The sequence below is a fragment of the Haloarcula onubensis genome (assembly GCF_031624605.1).
GTDB classification, from domain to species: domain Archaea; phylum Halobacteriota; class Halobacteria; order Halobacteriales; family Haloarculaceae; genus Haloarcula; species Haloarcula onubensis.
The window spans coordinates 45768-60415 of sequence record NZ_JAMQOS010000003.1 but is presented as its reverse complement, the minus strand read 5'-3'; the positions used below and the strand labels follow the sequence as shown (position 1 = coordinate 60415).

Here is a 14648-nt window from a genome sequence, read left to right as displayed (position 1 = left end):
GATGTCGGGGGCGCTGTTGCAACTGCGCGCGACCGGGGCGGCGCCGTCGCTCGCCGTCGCCGTCCTCGCGCTCTCCGCGCTCGCCGTCGCGCTCTCGGTGGCCGTCGCCGCGGTGCTCGTCCGGGGGTACCGTCGCGGCCCGGGCCGGCGCGGCATGCTGGTGCTCGCCGTCGGCCTCGTCATGCTGACGGCGATTCCGGAACTGCTCCGGGTCGTGCTGCCGACGGTCACCGAGGTGGGCGTCGTCGGCCGCTCGCTGCTGGTGAGCGGCTGTGAACTGCTGGGCCTCGGGACCATCCTCCGGGCGGTCTACGGAGGTGGGTCGCGGTGACGGCGGCCTCGCTCGCGCTCGGTGACCTGTTCGCCCCGGCGACCGTCGCGTGGGCCTCGCGGGCGCTGACGGCCGCCGTCGGCCTGTTCGTCGCGGCGCTGGCCTACCGTGGGTTCCGGCGCAACGACGCGCCGAAGATGCGGGCGCTCGCCGTCGGTATCGGGCTGCTGACCGGCGGCGTCTTCCTCGCCGTGGCGGTGGCGTCTCTCGCCGGCGCCGACGCGGGCGTGGTGTTGCTCGCCCGCGGCCTCGTGACCGTCGCGGGGCTCTGTGCCGTGCTGTACGCGCTCCTCCGCGGGTGAGTCACACCCCGGGAATGCCGAACGCGTCGGTCGCGATGCCCAGCAACGCGAGGCCATAGAGGATGAGGACGGCGGCGAGCCAGGCCACGAAGGCGATGCCAAGCGCCGTCCCCCAGCCGCCGGGGTACTGCCAGTTGATGACGCCGACCCAGGCGACGAACATCAGTATCGGGCCCAGCAGCGGAATCCAGCCCAGAAAGACGCCCACCAGCGCGTAGACGAGCGCGCCCAGGAGGGCCGTGACCGCCGCCCGCCCGAAGCCCGTGTCCCGGTCGACGAGCACCTGCGCGCCGAGCGTTATCGCCACCGTCCCGACCAGCAGGCTCACGATGAAGACGAGGACACCGCTGACGACGGACTCCGTCGCGACCCCCGCCTGCAGGACCGGGCCGACCGGCGGCTCCGCCATCACTCTGACCGGCCGTCGTTCCCCGCGGTGCCCCCGTCGGCCGCCGCCTCCGCCGTCGCCTTCGTCGGCGTCCACTTGAACCGGAGTTCCAGTTCCTCGACGTCCTTCCGGAGCCGGCGCGACCGCTCCGTCACCGTCGCCTCCGTGGCGATGCGTTCGGGCGGCGAGAGCTGGACGCGCTTGTTCCCGATAGCGACCCGGATGCGCTCTCTCTCGGCGTCCAGTTCGTCGGCGATTGCACGCAGGAACTCGGCTGTCTCCGCTCTGGTCAGCTCCGTCTCGTGACTGGTCGTGTCTGCCATCGTACCGCCGGCTACGAGCTGTCAACTAATTAACACTGTGTTCGAACGGGGGGACGGCGGTGGGGGGACCGCCTGGGTGGCCATGGAGGGCCGGACGCGGGGACGGAACCGCTGTCGGTGGCGGGCCGGACGCGGGACCGACGCCGGCGCTCTACAGTCGACTCCCGCCGTCCGTATAACAGCGCCGCCGGTCGCAGGGCCGGCAGTCCGGCCCCGATTTTTATATACTACGCCGCGAGTCGCCGGGCGGTCCGGACGGCGCGACCGCTCCGGAGTGGTGGTACGGAAACAAAGTGGTAGACGTGGTCGCCCGCTGGCGACCGGAAATCTGCCTTAGTTGCGGACGACGTTCGTCGCGCGGGGGCCCTTGTCGGCCTGTTCGATGTCGAACTCTATCTCCTCGCCTTCTTCGAGGTCCGGGCCGCCGACGTCCTCCATGTGGAAGAAAACGTCCTCGTCCGCGTCCTCAGTCGAGATGAAACCGTAGCCGCCAGTGTCGTTGAAGAAATCAACCTTGCCGTTTGCCATTGCAAACAAGCGTACAGGGGGTATATGTATAAGAGTTCCGAGGGTACCAGTACCACGACCGAGTGGGTGTGAACACTCGACACGCCGCTGACGCCGGCCCACGTCGCCGTCGACCGCTCCCCGTCTCCACCGCCCGACAGGAAAGGTTTACCCCGACCGGGGCGTTCGGTTCGCCCGTGTACCCGGCGCGGATTCACGACGAGTTCCCGGCCCCGAGCTATCGGGGCAACCAGGAGCAGGCGCTCGCCGACATCCGCGCGGCCTTCGAACGCGGCAAGGACGTGGTGCTGGTCCGGGCCCCGACGGGCAGCGGCAAATCCCTGCTCGCGAGAGCCATCGCCGGTTGCGCCCGCACCGCCGGCGAGGCCGCCCCGGAACAGGTCTGTGATGCCTACTACACGACGCCGCAGGTCTCACAGCTAGACGACGTGGCCGAGGACGCCCTGCTCTCGGACCTCTGTGTCATCCGCGGGAAGAACAACTACGACTGCATCCTCCCCGGCGAGACGGACACGCCGGTCGACCAGGCCCCCTGCGTGCGAGAGCGGGAGTTCGACTGCCAGGTCAAACACCGGTGTCCGTACTTCTCGGATAGGGCCATCGCCTCGAACCGCCGCATCGCCGCGATGACGCTGGCGTACTTCATGCAGACCGCCGGCAGCGACGTGTTCGGGAAACGCGACGTGGTCGTCGTCGACGAGGCCCACGGGCTGGGCGAGTGGGCCGAGATGTACGCCACCATCGAACTGTCGCCCGCGACCATTCCGTTCTGGGGCGACCTCGACGTGCCCGACTTAGACGGGCTGGACGAGGCCGTCCGGTTCGCCGAACGCATCGAACACGTCACCGAACGGCGCGTGAAGGAACTTCGGGGCAACGCCGAACTGACCCCCGACGAGGTGGCCGAACGGGACTCGCTGAACCAGCTTCGCGGGGACCTCTCGTGGTTCCAGGAGGACTACCGGGACCCCGAGAGCGCGACCACGTGGGTCGTCGACCAGAACGGCGGCGAGGGCGCGCCGGTGACGGTCAAGCCGATGAACCCCGAGAAGTACCTCAAACACACCGTCTGGGACCGCGGGAACCGCTTCGCGCTCCTGTCGGCCACCATCCTGAACAAGGACGCCTTCTGCCGGAACGTCGGGCTGGACCCCGCGGACGTGGCGCTGGTGGAGGTCGGTCACACCTTCCCCGTCGAGAACCGGCCGCTGTACGACGTCACGCAGGGGAAGATGACCTACGAACACCGCGACGACACCCTCCCCAAAGTGGCGCGTGCCATCGTTCGCGCGATGGCGCGCCACCCCGACGAGAAGGGGCTGGTCCACTGTCACTCGTATGCGATTCAGGAGCAACTCGACGACCTGCTCACGGAGTTCGGCGTCGGCCCGCGGGTTCGGAGCCACGACACCGAGGACCGTGACGGCGCGCTGTCGGCCTGGAAACGCAGCGACAACCCCGACCTCTTTCTCTCGGTGAAGATGGAGGAGGCGCTGGACCTGGAGGGGGACCTCTGTCGCTGGCAGGTGCTGTGCAAGGCGCCCTACCCGAACACCCGCGACTCACGCGTGGCCCGCCGGCTGGAGGACGGCCAGTGGGGCTGGTACTACCGGACGGCGCTGCGGACCGTCATCCAGGCCTGCGGGCGCGTGGTGCGGGCGCCCGACGACCACGGGGCGACCTACCTCGCGGACTCGTCGCTCGTGGACCTCTTCGAGCGCGCTCGCACCGATATGCCCGACTGGTTCGCCGCGCAGGTCGACCGCCTCGCCGAGCCAGACCTGCCCGGGTTCGCGCCCGACCGGGCGCTCGCCGGCGTCTCGGCGGGCGCGAAACGGCGTCACGACCGCTCCCGGTCGAGCGGCAGCCACCCCCTCTCGGACGTGTGGGACTAGAGAAGGAACGACGCGCCGTAGATGAACGAGGAGCCGACCATCAGCAACACGAGGATGACGGCGAGTATCTGCTGCCTGTCCATGCGGCCCGTTTCGCCGACATTCAATTAGGCGTTACGACCGGCCACCACGTCTGTCGGCTCGCCATTCTCGTCCCAGATGCGAGCCATACCCTTAAGCCGATACTCCCGCACTGTCACCACATGCGTCTCGCACTTATCGGGGTCGGACAGGCGGGTGGCAAGGTGGCCGACGCCTTTCTGGAGTACGCCGACCGGACTGACAGCGACATCGTCGTCGACGCGCTCGCGGTCAACACCGCCAAGGCCGACCTGCTGGGCCTGCGACGGGTCCCCGTCGAGAAGCGCCTGCTCATCGGGACCGACCGCGTCAAGGGCCACGGCGTCGGCGCCGACAACGAACTCGGCGCCGAAATCGCGGCCGACGACAGCGAGGTCGTCATGGACGCCGTCGCCGGGATGCCCAGTCACGAAATCGACGCGTTCCTGCTGGTCGCCGGGCTCGGCGGCGGCACCGGCTCCGGCGTCGCGCCGTATCTCGCGAAGGAACTGCGCCGGCGCTACGAGGAGCCGGTGTACGGCCTCGGGTTGCTCCCGGGAAAAGACGAGGGCGGCATCTACACGCTCAACGCCGCCCGCTCGTTCCAGACGTTCGTCCGCGAGGTGGACAACCTCGTGGTCTACGACAACGACACGATGGCGAAAGGGTACGACAGCCTCTCGTCGGGTTTCGCCCGCGCCAACGAGGACCTGGCCCGCCGCTTTGGCGTCCTCTTCGCCGCCGGCGAGACCGACGGCTCGGCGGTCCCCGAGCAGGTCGTCGACGCCAGCGAGATAATCAACACGCTGGCGTCGGGCGGCGTCTCGACCTTCGGCTACGCCAGTTCCCCCCTCGAACGCAAGCGCGGGCTGTTCGGCGGCAAGGGCCGCCCGGACACCAGCGAGGCGACCCAGCGCATCATGGCGACGGTCCGCCAGGCGACGCTGGGGCGGCTCACGCTGCCCTGCGAGATTACCAGCGCCGAGCGCGCGCTGGTGGTCGTCGCCGGGCCGCCCGAGATGCTCTCGCGGGGCGGCATCGAGAAGGCCCGCACGTGGCTCGAAGACGCCACGGGGACGATGGAGGTCCGGGGCGGGGACTTCCCGGTGCCCGACGCCGACGAGGTGGCGGCGGCGGTGTTGCTCTCGGGCGTGAGCGACGTTCCGCGGGTCAAGGAACTCCAGGCCGTCGCCATCGAGACCCAGCGCTCGATGCGCGAGGTCAGCGAGACGGCCGACGACAGGCTCTCGGACCTCCTGTGGAGCGGCGAGGGGGACCTGGAGCCGCTGTTCTAGTCGTGGCGGCCGAGGTGGTAGACGACGCCCCACACGAACGAGATAGCGACCATCACGACCACTGTCCCCGCGAACTCCTCACTGACGGGGAGCGGCGCGCCCGTCAGCGACCGAATCGCCGCGATGACGTACAGCGACGCCTCGCCCAGCGGGGGCATGAGGTCCCAGATGTACTTCGAGAGCAACGTGCCGAGAACGAGCGTCGCGAAGGACGCGAAGGCGTGTGAGCCGCCGGTCGTCGCGGGCATAGTTCACTATGATAGTTTCCCGTTATTATCAGTTGCGTACCAGCTGTGACAGGGCCCGACGCGTCGGGAGGCCTCGTTCAGTCGACCCGCGCGTCCACGACCACGTGGACGACGCCCTCGCTGTGGCTCTTGACGCGTCTGGTGTCCAGTACCTCGACCGGCCGGCCCGCGTCGGCGGCGGCCGCTTCGAGTCGCTCGACGGGTCGCTCGAAGACCAACTGCTCCGGCGTCGTCTCGTGGACGTGGAGTGTGCCGCCGGGCGCGAGCGCCGCCAGCGCGTGGTCGAGATACCCCGCCTCGGGGTCGGTCGCGTCGTAGTAGCCCAGCACGGCGCGGTCGACGGTAGCCGCGTCGCCGAAGGCGTCGAGCCCCGTCGCGAGCACGTCCCGACAGTCGGCCCGGTAGCTCTCGACCCGGTCGGCGACGCCGTTGCGCATCGTGTTCTCGACCAGGTAGCGGAAGGCGGTCGGGTTGCGCTCGACGGCGACGACATCGGCGCCGGCCCGTGCCATCGGCAGCGTGAAGTAGCCGATGCCGGCGAACATATCGAGGACGCGTTCGCCGGCCTCGACGATATCTCCCATCCGCGCCCGCTCGGCCTTGTTCCCCGGCGAGAACATCACCTCGGCGAGGTCGAGTCCGTACTCGGTGCCGTGTTCGGTGTGGACCGTCTCCGTGTCGCCCTCGCCCGCGATAACGGTGACATCTGGCTCGCGGTGGGCGCCGCCGATGCCGTTGCGGGCCAGCACGGTGTCGGCCTCGCCGTGTAGCGCCAGCAGCGCCTCGCCGACCTCGCCGGGCCGGGGCGCGTCGCCCATCGCCACGAGGACGACGCTCCCGACGACCGCCCACGAGGAGGGGGCGGCGTCGAGTTCCTCCTCGCTCCACCCGCGCTGTCTGAGGTGGTCCGCGAGCGAGCGCAGTCGGCGCTCGCCGACCTGCTGGACGACCTCGCGCACCTCGACGGTCTCCGGCGGCGCGGTCACGGGGACCGCCACGCCGTCGCCGTCCCACGACTGGACGTGCCGGCCGTCGTCGTAGACCCCCTCCGCCTCCAGCGCGTCGATGACCGACTCCGCGCGGGGTTTACCGACGACGACGGCCAGCTGTCGCTCGCCGGGGGACTCCGGAGCATCCCCGTCGGCTGGCCCCTCACTCATCGTCGTCGCTCTCGGCCGGCAGGACGTACAGCCCCGCCCGGCTCTTGACGACCGGGACCTCGTCGGCGTCGGTGTCGAGGTAGTCGGGCCGCGGCACGGTCACGCTCTCGAAGGTCTCCGGGTCTAACACCTGGACGGCGTTGTCGTCCTCGACGGCGACCAGCGTCGTCGGGACGCCGTCCTCGCGGAAGCCCAGCCGGCGGGCGTCGGGGGCCTCGCCCTCCTCGAAGCGGGCCTCGTAGTGCTCGCCGGTGGCGAGTCGGACGCCCTTGAGGTTGCCCTGGACCGACCGTACCAGCACGGGGCCGTCGCCGTCCTCCGGGTCGATTATCTCGCCCTGCCGGTAGCGCGGGAGGCGGACGGCGTAGGTCATCCGGTAGAGCTTCTGACCGTCCTCGTCCTCGGTGATGAGGCGCTTCGAGTCCGAATAGCTCCCGCCAAGCTGGGCCGTGATGCGCTTGGCGATGCCGTGGCCCATCTGGTTCGTCGATATCTTCATGTTCAGCCCGTCGTCGATGACATTCGTCTCGGTGATGAAGGCGTTGCGGTCGCCCGTCGCCTCCCGCTCGGCGATGTACTCCTGGGCGATGGTCTTCGCCCGGTCGACCTCCTCGTCGGTCGGGTCCCGGCCGTCGGCCCGGACCTGGACGACGCTGGCGAAGGAGCCGCCGGCTATCTTCCCGCAGCGCTTGCAGGTCTGTCGGGAGATGCGCACCGGGACGGACACCTGCTCGTGGACCGGCGTCCCCCGGACCACGCCCGAAAACTCCGTGTGCATGCGGATGTTGTTGCGGTCGAGTTGCTCGGGCGCGACCGACCACTCGACGGCCTCGGCGTCGACGTGGACGCCCAGCGCCTCGCTGACCTGCTCGACGGCGATGTCGGTGTAGTCCTCCGCCCCCACGTCGACCCAGCGGTTCCCCCGGTGGACCGCCCCACATTGGCTGCAGACGCGCACCTCGATGGTCTCGGGGGCGTCCACGAGGTCGAACTCCTCGAAGTAACAGGCGTCACAGAGGACTCGCTCGGAGTCCCGCTGTGCGCCCGGGAGCGCGGGGCGGTCCTCGGGTGGCTCGAACTCGTCGCCACACTTCGGACAGAAGGCTCCTGACCGGCTCATTGGGTCGTCTACTGGACTCAGCGGGTTACGTATTGCGTTCCGTCGCTCGCGTGACCTCGATGCCGTAGAGCCGCCACCCGGACTGGCGGCCGGAGGGGCTTTGCCGCTCGTCTCCGACGGTCATCTCGATGCCCTCCACAGTAGACAATCCTACCGTCACCGACCTCCTGCTCGTTATCGTGTTCCAGCTCGGCCTCTGTGTCCTGTTGCTCGGTGCGATAACGAACGCGACGCAGGGGTTCGACACGGCGCTTGGCTCGCTCGGACAGGTCGTCGGTAGTCTGACTGCCGTCGGCGCGCTGGTTGCTCTCCTCGTCCAGCGTCGGCTCCGAACCGTGTAGTCCGTACTCACCTCCGCCGAACATCAGCCACTCGCCGTCACTGGGACGGGGACGGCTCCTGTCTCATTCGGCCAGCAGACTCGGTCCGTCCACGTCCGCGTCGGCGGCCTCGCGCCACGAGTGCTCGGGTGTCCAGTCCAGCAGCCCGTCGGCTTTCGCCGTCGAGAGCGCCGACTGCTCGCCGTCGAGTTCGCAGCGGTCGGGTACCTCGCCCCAGAACTCCGCGACGACGTCGGCGGTCGGTCGGCCGAGGTAGTTGTCCGCTGCCGCCGCGTGGAACGCCTCGTGGCCCTCGAACCCGGCGTCCAGCGCCGCCGCGACGATACCGGCCACGTCGCGGGCGTCGACGTAGGACCAGCAGTTGCCCGCACCTCCGGCGAGGTCGCCCGCGGCCACGTCCCGGCAACTGTACTCGCCGGGGTACTGAATCCACGACGGCCGGATGGAGGCCACCTGTACGCCGTCCCGGCGGGCGACCATCTTCGCGACTTCCTCGCCGGCCACCTTCGAGACGCCGTAGGGGTCCTCTGGCGCCATCGGGTGGGCCTCGTCCATCGGGAGGTACGCCGGCAGCGGCGTCTCCTCGGCGAAGGCGAGCCCGTAGGCGCTCTCGGAGGACGCCCAGACGATATCGGCCCCGGCGCGACCGGCGGCGTCCAGCACGGTGTAGGTCGCCTCGACGTTAGTCTCGAAGACGCGGCTCCCGGCGTGGCGCTCGGGGGACGGCAGCGCCGCCCAGTGGACCACGGCGGCGGGGTCGAACTCGCTCACGAGGTCCCGGACCTCGCCGCCGTCGGTCACGTCCGCCGCCCGGAAGTCGATGCGCTCGCGCGCGACTATCTCCCAGCCGGGGTGGTCGAGGTCGACACAGACCACGTGGTACTCCTCGGCGAGTCGGTCGCATATCCAGCGCCCGGAACGGCCCAGCCCGCCGGTGACGACGACTGTCTCGGTCATGGCCCGACCTACTCGCCCTCGCCACATATGCCTGCGGAAACGGGCGTGCGGTGTGGGGACACGATAGCGGGGTTTTAGCCGCTCGACCCCGTAGCTACCCGTATGCAGTGGCAAACCGACTGGGGTCTCCGTGGCCGGATGGCCCTGACGATGTTCCTCCTCTTCGGGCTCTACATCGTCTTTCTGGGCGTCCTCACGCTGTACTTCGGCGACCGCTTGCTCCCCATCGTCGTCGTGATGGGGCTGTTCATGGGCGCGCAGTTCTTCTTCAGCGACAAGCTCGCGCTGTACTCGATGGGCGCCCGCGAGGTAGAGCCCGACGAGTACCCCGAACTCCACCGTAGCGTCGAGCGACTGGCCCAGCAGGCCGACCTCCCCAAGCCGAAGGTCGCCGTCGCCGATTCGCGCACGCCCAACGCCTTCGCCACCGGACGCTCGCAGGGTAACGCCGCCGTCGCCGTGACGACCGGCATCATGAACCTGCTCGACGAGGAGGAACTGGAGGGCGTGCTGGCCCACGAACTCGCCCACATCAAGAACCGTGACGTGATGGTGATGACTATCGCCTCGTTCCTCTCGACCATCGCCTTCCTCGTGGTCCGCTGGGGCTGGCTCTTTACCGGTGGCCGGGACCGCGGCGGGCAGCAACAGGTTCCGGTCTTCGTCGCCATCCTGCTCTCGCTGGTGGTGTGGGTCATCTCCTTCCTGCTCATCCGCGCACTGAGCCGCTACCGCGAGTTCGCCGCCGACCGCGGCGGCGCCTCGATTACCGGCCGGCCCGCCGCCCTGGCGACCGCGCTGATGAAAATCGACAGCGGGATGGAACGGGTGCCAAGCGAGGACCTTCGGGGCCAGTCCGAGATGAACGCGTTCTTCATCATCCCCATCCGCTCCGGATTCATCGGGCGGCTGTTCTCGACGCACCCCTCTACGGAGAAACGTATCGAGAGATTGCGCAATCTGGAGCGGGAACTGTAGTTCGGAGCGCTTCTCGATTTCACCCCGCTAACAGCGTCGACACTATCGTCAACAGCCAGAAAGCCCCGGCCGGCTACGCTCGGGGTGGTTCGAGAGAGCGAAGCTCTCTCGTCATCACGGAAGACCGGAGGTCTTCCGAACGACCTCGCTGCGCTCCTCAGTCGCCCTGCTCCCTGCGGTGCTTGCGTCGTCCACCGTCGCGTAGCCGGCCGCCCCTTTCAGTCCACCCGTAACTGTTGACCAGCCGCCCGGATGGGACTGAAAGGGGCCGACTGCTCGATGAGCGAGACGACGTAAGGACCACAGCGAGCGAAGTGAGCGAGGACCGCAACGAGTCGCAGCCATCGAGCAGTCGGGGGCTTTCTGGCTGTCGTCGGCCGTCCCGTTCTCGCACGTCGCCCTCGCAGCACTCACCGTTCCTAGGACGAAAACCGCCTTATCCCCGGCAACCCACCATCGGGTATGGGACTGCTTTCCGGACTCAAGAGCGTCCTCGGGATGCGCGCGGAGGCCGACGCGACCCGGGACGCGGACCCCGACGACCTCTTCGGGATGTCGACGGCCTACGTCACCATGGAGGCGGAACTGGGGTACGTGCCGACCGGCGACGCGGCGCTGTGTTTCGGCGACGTCGACAGCACGGACTTCCAGGCGGCCACCGACGAAGTCGAGGCCATCCTCGACGCGGGGGAGGAAGAGACCGGCACGGAGGCCGAGTTCACCGGCGACAGCCACGGCTACCGCTGGGTCGTCCTCCACGACGAGGACTTCGACGACCTCGTCACGTCGATTCACTTCGCCGCCGACACGCTCATCGAGCGCCGCTACGGCTCGCGCTTGCTGGCGGCCCTCTTTGCCTTCGAAGACGAGCGCACGGGCGACCCGGTCTACTGGGTGTACTCCTTCCGCCGCGGGGCGTACTACCCGTTCGCGCCCGACCCGGACGACGACCACGAGCGCGACCAGGCGGCGGAGTTCAAACTGGAGAGCAAGCTCGACGGCGAACTCAGTATCGAGGCCGACAAGGCCTTCTGGTATCCGCTGTGGCCCGACCGTGCGGGCGACCACCCCTGGGAGTGAGTATGTCCGACCCCGCCGTCTACGACCACCTGCGCTCGGCCGACCCGGACGACGACGACACCGTCTACCGCGTCGTCGGCACCGACGCCGACAGCGTGACACTATTGTGCGTCTCCGACGGCGACGGCCGGCGCGCGAACACGGGCGAGGTCATGACCGTCTCCCGCGGGGCGCTCGCGTCGTTCGAACCGGCCGAGAATCCCGACGGGAACCGGTCACTGGGCGCGCGACTCGCCTCGGTTCCCAGAGGCGTCTACTGGTCGCTCCGGACGGCCGGCCCGCTCATGACCGCCGGCGTCGGCCTCGCCGTCGTCGGGACACTCGGCAACGTCGGCCTGCTACCCCTGTCACCGCTGGTCGTCAACGGGCTCATATTCGCCGGCTTTGGCTGTGTCGTCGTCTCCCTCGTGGTCGGCTGAGTCGCCGCGCCGGCAGTTCGAATTCTCCCGGCGCACCGGGGCCGCCGGTGGGACGGGTGTCCCGGCGTGGTTACCCCCGTATCCGGGGCTGCAGGATGAGCGCTCCCGACAGGGCCGTCAGCAAGGCGAGCGGCGCGAGCGGAGACGGTAGTGCTCCCGACAAGCCGCCGATACTGCCGCCGCTCGGCTGGGCGAGATTCGCGTTCCCCGCGGTGGTGTCACACGTCTCGACAGAGCCGGCCGTGGCCGGTGGGGTGTAGGTGAAGGTACAGGTCTCGCTACCGGCGCCGACGACAGCACTCGACACGTTGTAGATGCTCGACTCCCACTCGGCCGCGACCGGTTCGCCCGGCTCCTTGAATTCCGTCGCCATCATCATCGTCCCTTCGGGGCTTTCTCCGTCTGCAACGGCGAACGTGCTGCCGATCCACTCCCAGCGGACGAACGGCTCGCCCACGGGGCAGTCTCCGGAGCCCATTCCGCCGACATCCGTCGGCGCGTCCGGGTCTGTCGAACAGAGCAGGACGAAGCTTATCGCTGGCCGTCGGTCCTGAGTTTCCGTTACCGTCTCGGTCTCAGTTTCCGTTACCGTCTCGGTTTCCGTTTGGGTCTGCGTTTCCGTTTCCGTCCGAGTCTCAGTTTCAGTCTCAGTCTCAGTCTCAGTCTCAGTTTCCGTTTCAGTCTCGGTCTCAGTTTCCGTTACCGTCTCGGTTTCCGTTTGGGTCTGCGTTTCCGTTTCAGTCTCGGTCTCTGTCTCAGTTTCCGTTTCCGTTTCAGTCTCGGTTTCCGTTTCAGTCTCGGTCTCTGTCTCAGTTTCCGTTTCCGTTTCAGTCTCGGTTTCCGTTTCAGTCTCGGTCTCTGTCTCAGTTTCCGTTTCCGTCTCGGTCTCGGTTTGGGTCTGCGTTTCGGTTTCCGTCTGGGTCTCAGTTTCAGTCTCGGTTTGGGTCTGCGTTTCGGTTTCCGTCTGGGTCTCAGTTTCAGTCTCGGTTTGGGTCTGCGTTTCCGTTTCCGTCTGGGTCTGCGTTTCCGTTTCCGTCTGGGTCTGCGTTTCCGTTTCCGTCTGGGTCTGCGTTTCCGTTTCCGTCTGGGTCTGCGTTTCCGTTTCAGTCTCGGTCTCTGTCTCAGTTTCCGTTTCAGTCTCGGTTTCAGTTTCCGTTACCGTCTCGGTCTCAGTCTCGGTTTGGGTCTGCGTTTCCGTTTCCGTCTGGGTCTCAGTTTCAGTCTCGGTTTGGGTCTGCGTTTCCGTTCCCGTCTGGGTCTCAGTTTCCGTTTGGGTCTGGGTAGCCGTCGGAGTCTCTTCGGGCGTCTCCTGCGCCTCTACCGTCTTTGGCGTCTCAGTCTCTTTTTGGGTCGGTTTCTCCGGGGGCTTCTCCTTCTTGTCTTTGCAGTCACTGAAGAGGAGATACGCTGCTCCCGAGTCGTGCTCACCCGCGAACGGCGCGCCGATGAGGATGTCCTTCACGCCGTCGTGGTCGAGGTCGCCCGCCTCCGAGACGGCGCGTCCGGCCTTGTCGCCCGCGTGCTCACCGACGAACTTCGCCTGCGCGTCGGCGAGCCCAAGCTTGTGTGGCTGTTTCTTGCCACCGGCGACGAGGTAGGTGGCACCGGCGTCCTCGCCCCCGGTGTCGTTGTGGGGGGCACCGACGAGGATGTCGTCGTTGTCGTCACAGGTCACGTCGCCCGAGCCAGCCGCCGAGACCGACGTTCCGGCGCGGTCCCCGGCGGCTTCACCGTGGAGCCGCACGTCGGCGTCGGCGAGGCTCCGCTCCTCGTCGAGGTCGCTCGAACCGTAGACGACGTACGCGGCGCCCGCGTCCTCGCCGGCGGAGTCGTTGTGCGGCGCACCGATGACGATGTCGGCGACGGTGTCGGTGTTGAAGTCACCGGCGTCGGAGACGGCGCTGCCGGCCCGGTCGCCCGCCGCGACGCCGGTGAACGTGCTCGTCGCGTCCGCCAGCGAGACGTGCCCCTCCGCGTCGCTGCTGACGACGTAGGCCGCGCCGGCGTCGGGCCTCGTGTTCGCGTTGCGCCCGGGCGCGCCGACGATGATATCCTCGACGCCATCGGCGTCGACGTCGCCGGCCGTCGAGACGGCCCAGCCGGCCCGGTCACCGTCGGCCTCCCCGACGAACCTGGCGTCGGCGTCCGATTCGAGGTCGGCCGTGTCGGCGAGCGTCTCGCCGTCGAGGCGGTAGGCGGCGCCGGTCTCGTCGCCGTCCTGGTCGCGGAACGGCGCGCCCACGAGCACGCTGTTGCCCGCCGTCGAATCGTTCACGTCCGCGACCGAATACCCGGCTTCGTCACCTGCATCGCTGCCGAGCAGCGTGCTGTCGGCCGCTGCGAGACTCGTCTCACTCGGCAGCGACTCGTTGCCGTACACCACGTAGGCCGCGCCGGTGTCCGTCCCGGCCGGCCCGTCGTAGCCCGGCGCGCCGACGATGACGTCGTCGATGCCGTCGCCGTTCACGTCCCCGGCCGTCGAGACGGCGTAGCCGGCGGCGTCGCCGTCGTGCTCGCCACGGAGCACGACGTCGGCGTCCGAGAGACTGACCGTCTCCGCGTCCGCCGGCCCGAAGACGATGTACGCCGCGCCGGCGCTCTCGCCGCTGGCGTTCTCCATCGGCGCGCCGATGATGATGTCATCGACGCCGTCACCGTTCACGTCGCCCGCGTCGGCGACGGCGTAGCCGGCCGTGTCGTTGGCTGCCACGCCGGTGTACGTCGCGTCCGCGTCCCCGAGGCCGGCCGTCCCGGAGAACCCTGCCCTGTCTTGTTCCCACGATGCTGTCGTCTCCGTGTCCACACTTGTGGTACCGCTTACAATCCCGGCGCCGACTGCGCTCGCTGTCAGTGCGAGCACGACTGCGATTACGTGCCATCGATACGTCTTTGTGTGGCTCAGTAGCCGAGCCTTTGTCCTCATACGCGTTCAGATAGCGACGGCGGACATTGTTATCCAGAAGTAATACCGGGTAATACCCGTATTCTACGGTGTTCGAGCGCAACGCTACCCTACGACGCCACACTACGAACCTACCGCGCGGTAGCCCTCGCCGCGGGCGGCCTGTAAGCAGTTAATCCGCACAATCTGGGACACTCTGTGCGGTGTTCTGTCGTCGGTAAGACGCGATTTCCGGGAACGCGACCGCTTTGGCAACGCTTACCGACCACTGGTCCGGCCGGACTCCTATCGCCATTGGCGCGGCCCCCCGGTCCGAATTCG

Annotated in this window: 16 protein-coding genes; 8 read left to right on the top strand and 8 right to left on the bottom strand. The window is 68.3% G+C overall.

Going from position 1 to position 14648, the window contains the following annotated elements:
* Position 1 precedes the first annotated feature (1 nt).
* Complete coding sequence (locus NDI86_RS09725) at positions 2 to 331, top strand: hypothetical protein (protein ID WP_310900228.1); 330 nt, start codon at positions 2 to 4, stop codon at positions 329 to 331.
* Entirely contained in the window at positions 328 to 633 is a 306-nt protein-coding gene (locus NDI86_RS09720) for a DUF7521 family protein (protein ID WP_310900227.1), read from the top strand. Before NDI86_RS09725 ends, NDI86_RS09720 begins: the two co-directional genes overlap by 4 nt.
* 1 nt (position 634) lies before the next feature.
* Here the strand turns inward: NDI86_RS09720 and NDI86_RS09715 are convergent, their stop codons facing one another.
* From NDI86_RS09715 to NDI86_RS09705, 3 genes are all read right to left on the bottom strand, one after another.
* On the bottom strand, positions 635 to 1042 hold the full coding sequence (locus NDI86_RS09715) for a hypothetical protein (protein WP_310900226.1): 408 nt from the start codon (positions 1040 to 1042) through the stop codon (positions 635 to 637).
* Positions 1042 to 1344, bottom strand: coding sequence for an amphi-Trp domain-containing protein (locus tag NDI86_RS09710; RefSeq protein WP_310900225.1), 303 nt, complete (start codon positions 1342 to 1344; stop codon positions 1042 to 1044). The genes NDI86_RS09715 and NDI86_RS09710 overlap by 1 nt, the downstream gene beginning before the upstream one ends.
* Positions 1345 to 1677: 333 nt before the next feature.
* Positions 1678 to 1872 (bottom strand): cold-shock protein, encoded by a 195-nt coding sequence (locus NDI86_RS09705; protein WP_166967680.1) that lies wholly within the window; start codon positions 1870 to 1872, stop codon positions 1678 to 1680.
* Between the two features lie 176 nt (positions 1873 to 2048).
* Here NDI86_RS09705 and NDI86_RS09700 point away from each other — a divergent pair, with 176 nt between their 5' ends.
* Positions 2049 to 3767, top strand: coding sequence for a helicase C-terminal domain-containing protein (locus NDI86_RS09700; protein WP_310900224.1), 1719 nt, complete (start codon positions 2049 to 2051; stop codon positions 3765 to 3767).
* 203 nt (positions 3768 to 3970) lie between these two features.
* The gene (locus NDI86_RS09695) at positions 3971 to 5122 is read left to right on the top strand and encodes a tubulin/FtsZ family protein (protein WP_310900223.1); all 1152 of its coding nucleotides are present in this window, start codon (positions 3971 to 3973) and stop codon (positions 5120 to 5122) included.
* Here NDI86_RS09695 and NDI86_RS09690 read toward each other — a convergent pair.
* From NDI86_RS09690 to NDI86_RS09680, 3 genes are all read right to left on the bottom strand, one after another.
* Positions 5119 to 5370 carry a hypothetical protein gene (locus tag NDI86_RS09690; RefSeq protein WP_310900222.1) on the bottom strand — a complete coding sequence of 84 codons (252 nt, stop codon included), beginning with the start codon at positions 5368 to 5370 and terminating at the stop codon, positions 5119 to 5121. The two genes, NDI86_RS09695 and NDI86_RS09690, sit on opposite strands and share 4 nt — an antisense overlap.
* 77 nt (positions 5371 to 5447) lie before the next feature.
* On the bottom strand, positions 5448 to 6530 hold the full coding sequence (locus tag NDI86_RS09685; RefSeq protein WP_310900221.1) for a class I SAM-dependent methyltransferase: 1083 nt from the start codon (positions 6528 to 6530) through the stop codon (positions 5448 to 5450).
* Positions 6523 to 7650: a 60S ribosomal export protein NMD3 gene (locus NDI86_RS09680; RefSeq protein ID WP_310900220.1), complete on the bottom strand. Its 1128-nt coding sequence runs from the start codon at positions 7648 to 7650 to the stop codon at positions 6523 to 6525. Before NDI86_RS09680 ends, NDI86_RS09685 begins: the two co-directional genes overlap by 8 nt.
* Positions 7651 to 7778: 128 nt before the next feature.
* Between NDI86_RS09680 and NDI86_RS09675 the strand changes: the two genes are divergently transcribed.
* Positions 7779 to 7991, top strand: a complete 213-nt coding sequence (locus NDI86_RS09675; protein WP_310900219.1) for a hypothetical protein — start codon at positions 7779 to 7781, stop codon at positions 7989 to 7991.
* A 63-nt stretch (positions 7992 to 8054) separates the two neighbouring features.
* On the opposite strand, the gene NDI86_RS09670 is transcribed toward NDI86_RS09675, so the two are convergent.
* Positions 8055 to 8948, bottom strand: coding sequence for an NAD-dependent epimerase/dehydratase family protein (locus NDI86_RS09670; protein WP_310900218.1), 894 nt, complete (start codon positions 8946 to 8948; stop codon positions 8055 to 8057).
* A gap of 102 nt (positions 8949 to 9050) precedes the next feature.
* On the opposite strand from NDI86_RS09670, the gene htpX reads away from it, so the two are divergent.
* From htpX to NDI86_RS09655, 3 genes are all read left to right on the top strand, one after another.
* Positions 9051 to 9926: a zinc metalloprotease HtpX gene (htpX, locus tag NDI86_RS09665; RefSeq protein ID WP_310900217.1), complete on the top strand. Its 876-nt coding sequence runs from the start codon at positions 9051 to 9053 to the stop codon at positions 9924 to 9926.
* 462 nt (positions 9927 to 10388) lie between these two features.
* The gene (pspAB, locus tag NDI86_RS09660; protein ID WP_310900216.1) at positions 10389 to 11006 is read left to right on the top strand and encodes a PspA-associated protein PspAB; all 618 of its coding nucleotides are present in this window, start codon (positions 10389 to 10391) and stop codon (positions 11004 to 11006) included.
* A 2-nt stretch (positions 11007 to 11008) separates the two neighbouring features.
* On the top strand, positions 11009 to 11425 hold the full coding sequence (locus NDI86_RS09655; RefSeq protein ID WP_310900215.1) for a hypothetical protein: 417 nt from the start codon (positions 11009 to 11011) through the stop codon (positions 11423 to 11425).
* Between the two features lie 70 nt (positions 11426 to 11495).
* On the opposite strand, the gene NDI86_RS09650 is transcribed toward NDI86_RS09655, so the two are convergent.
* On the bottom strand, positions 11496 to 14228 hold the full coding sequence (locus NDI86_RS09650) for an integrin alpha (protein ID WP_310900214.1): 2733 nt from the start codon (positions 14226 to 14228) through the stop codon (positions 11496 to 11498).
* Positions 14229 to 14648: the final 420 nt, after the last annotated feature.

Coding starts and splice junctions, on each gene's coding strand:
- NDI86_RS09725 (WP_310900228.1), top strand. CDS start 2: ATGTCGGGGGCGCTGTTGCAACTGCGCGCGACCGGGGCGGCGCCGTCG.
- pspAB (WP_310900216.1), top strand. CDS start 10,389: ATGGGACTGCTTTCCGGACTCAAGAGCGTCCTCGGGATGCGCGCGGAG.
- NDI86_RS09690 (WP_310900222.1), bottom strand. CDS start 5,370: ATGCCCGCGACGACCGGCGGCTCACACGCCTTCGCGTCCTTCGCGACG.
- NDI86_RS09670 (WP_310900218.1), bottom strand. CDS start 8,948: ATGACCGAGACAGTCGTCGTCACCGGCGGGCTGGGCCGTTCCGGGCGC.
- NDI86_RS09705 (WP_166967680.1), bottom strand. CDS start 1,872: ATGGCAAACGGCAAGGTTGATTTCTTCAACGACACTGGCGGCTACGGT.
- NDI86_RS09685 (WP_310900221.1), bottom strand. CDS start 6,530: ATGAGTGAGGGGCCAGCCGACGGGGATGCTCCGGAGTCCCCCGGCGAG.
- NDI86_RS09655 (WP_310900215.1), top strand. CDS start 11,009: ATGTCCGACCCCGCCGTCTACGACCACCTGCGCTCGGCCGACCCGGAC.
- NDI86_RS09675 (WP_310900219.1), top strand. CDS start 7,779: ATGCCCTCCACAGTAGACAATCCTACCGTCACCGACCTCCTGCTCGTT.
- NDI86_RS09695 (WP_310900223.1), top strand. CDS start 3,971: ATGCGTCTCGCACTTATCGGGGTCGGACAGGCGGGTGGCAAGGTGGCC.
- htpX (WP_310900217.1), top strand. CDS start 9,051: ATGCAGTGGCAAACCGACTGGGGTCTCCGTGGCCGGATGGCCCTGACG.
- NDI86_RS09710 (WP_310900225.1), bottom strand. CDS start 1,344: ATGGCAGACACGACCAGTCACGAGACGGAGCTGACCAGAGCGGAGACA.
- NDI86_RS09680 (WP_310900220.1), bottom strand. CDS start 7,650: ATGAGCCGGTCAGGAGCCTTCTGTCCGAAGTGTGGCGACGAGTTCGAG.
- NDI86_RS09715 (WP_310900226.1), bottom strand. CDS start 1,042: ATGGCGGAGCCGCCGGTCGGCCCGGTCCTGCAGGCGGGGGTCGCGACG.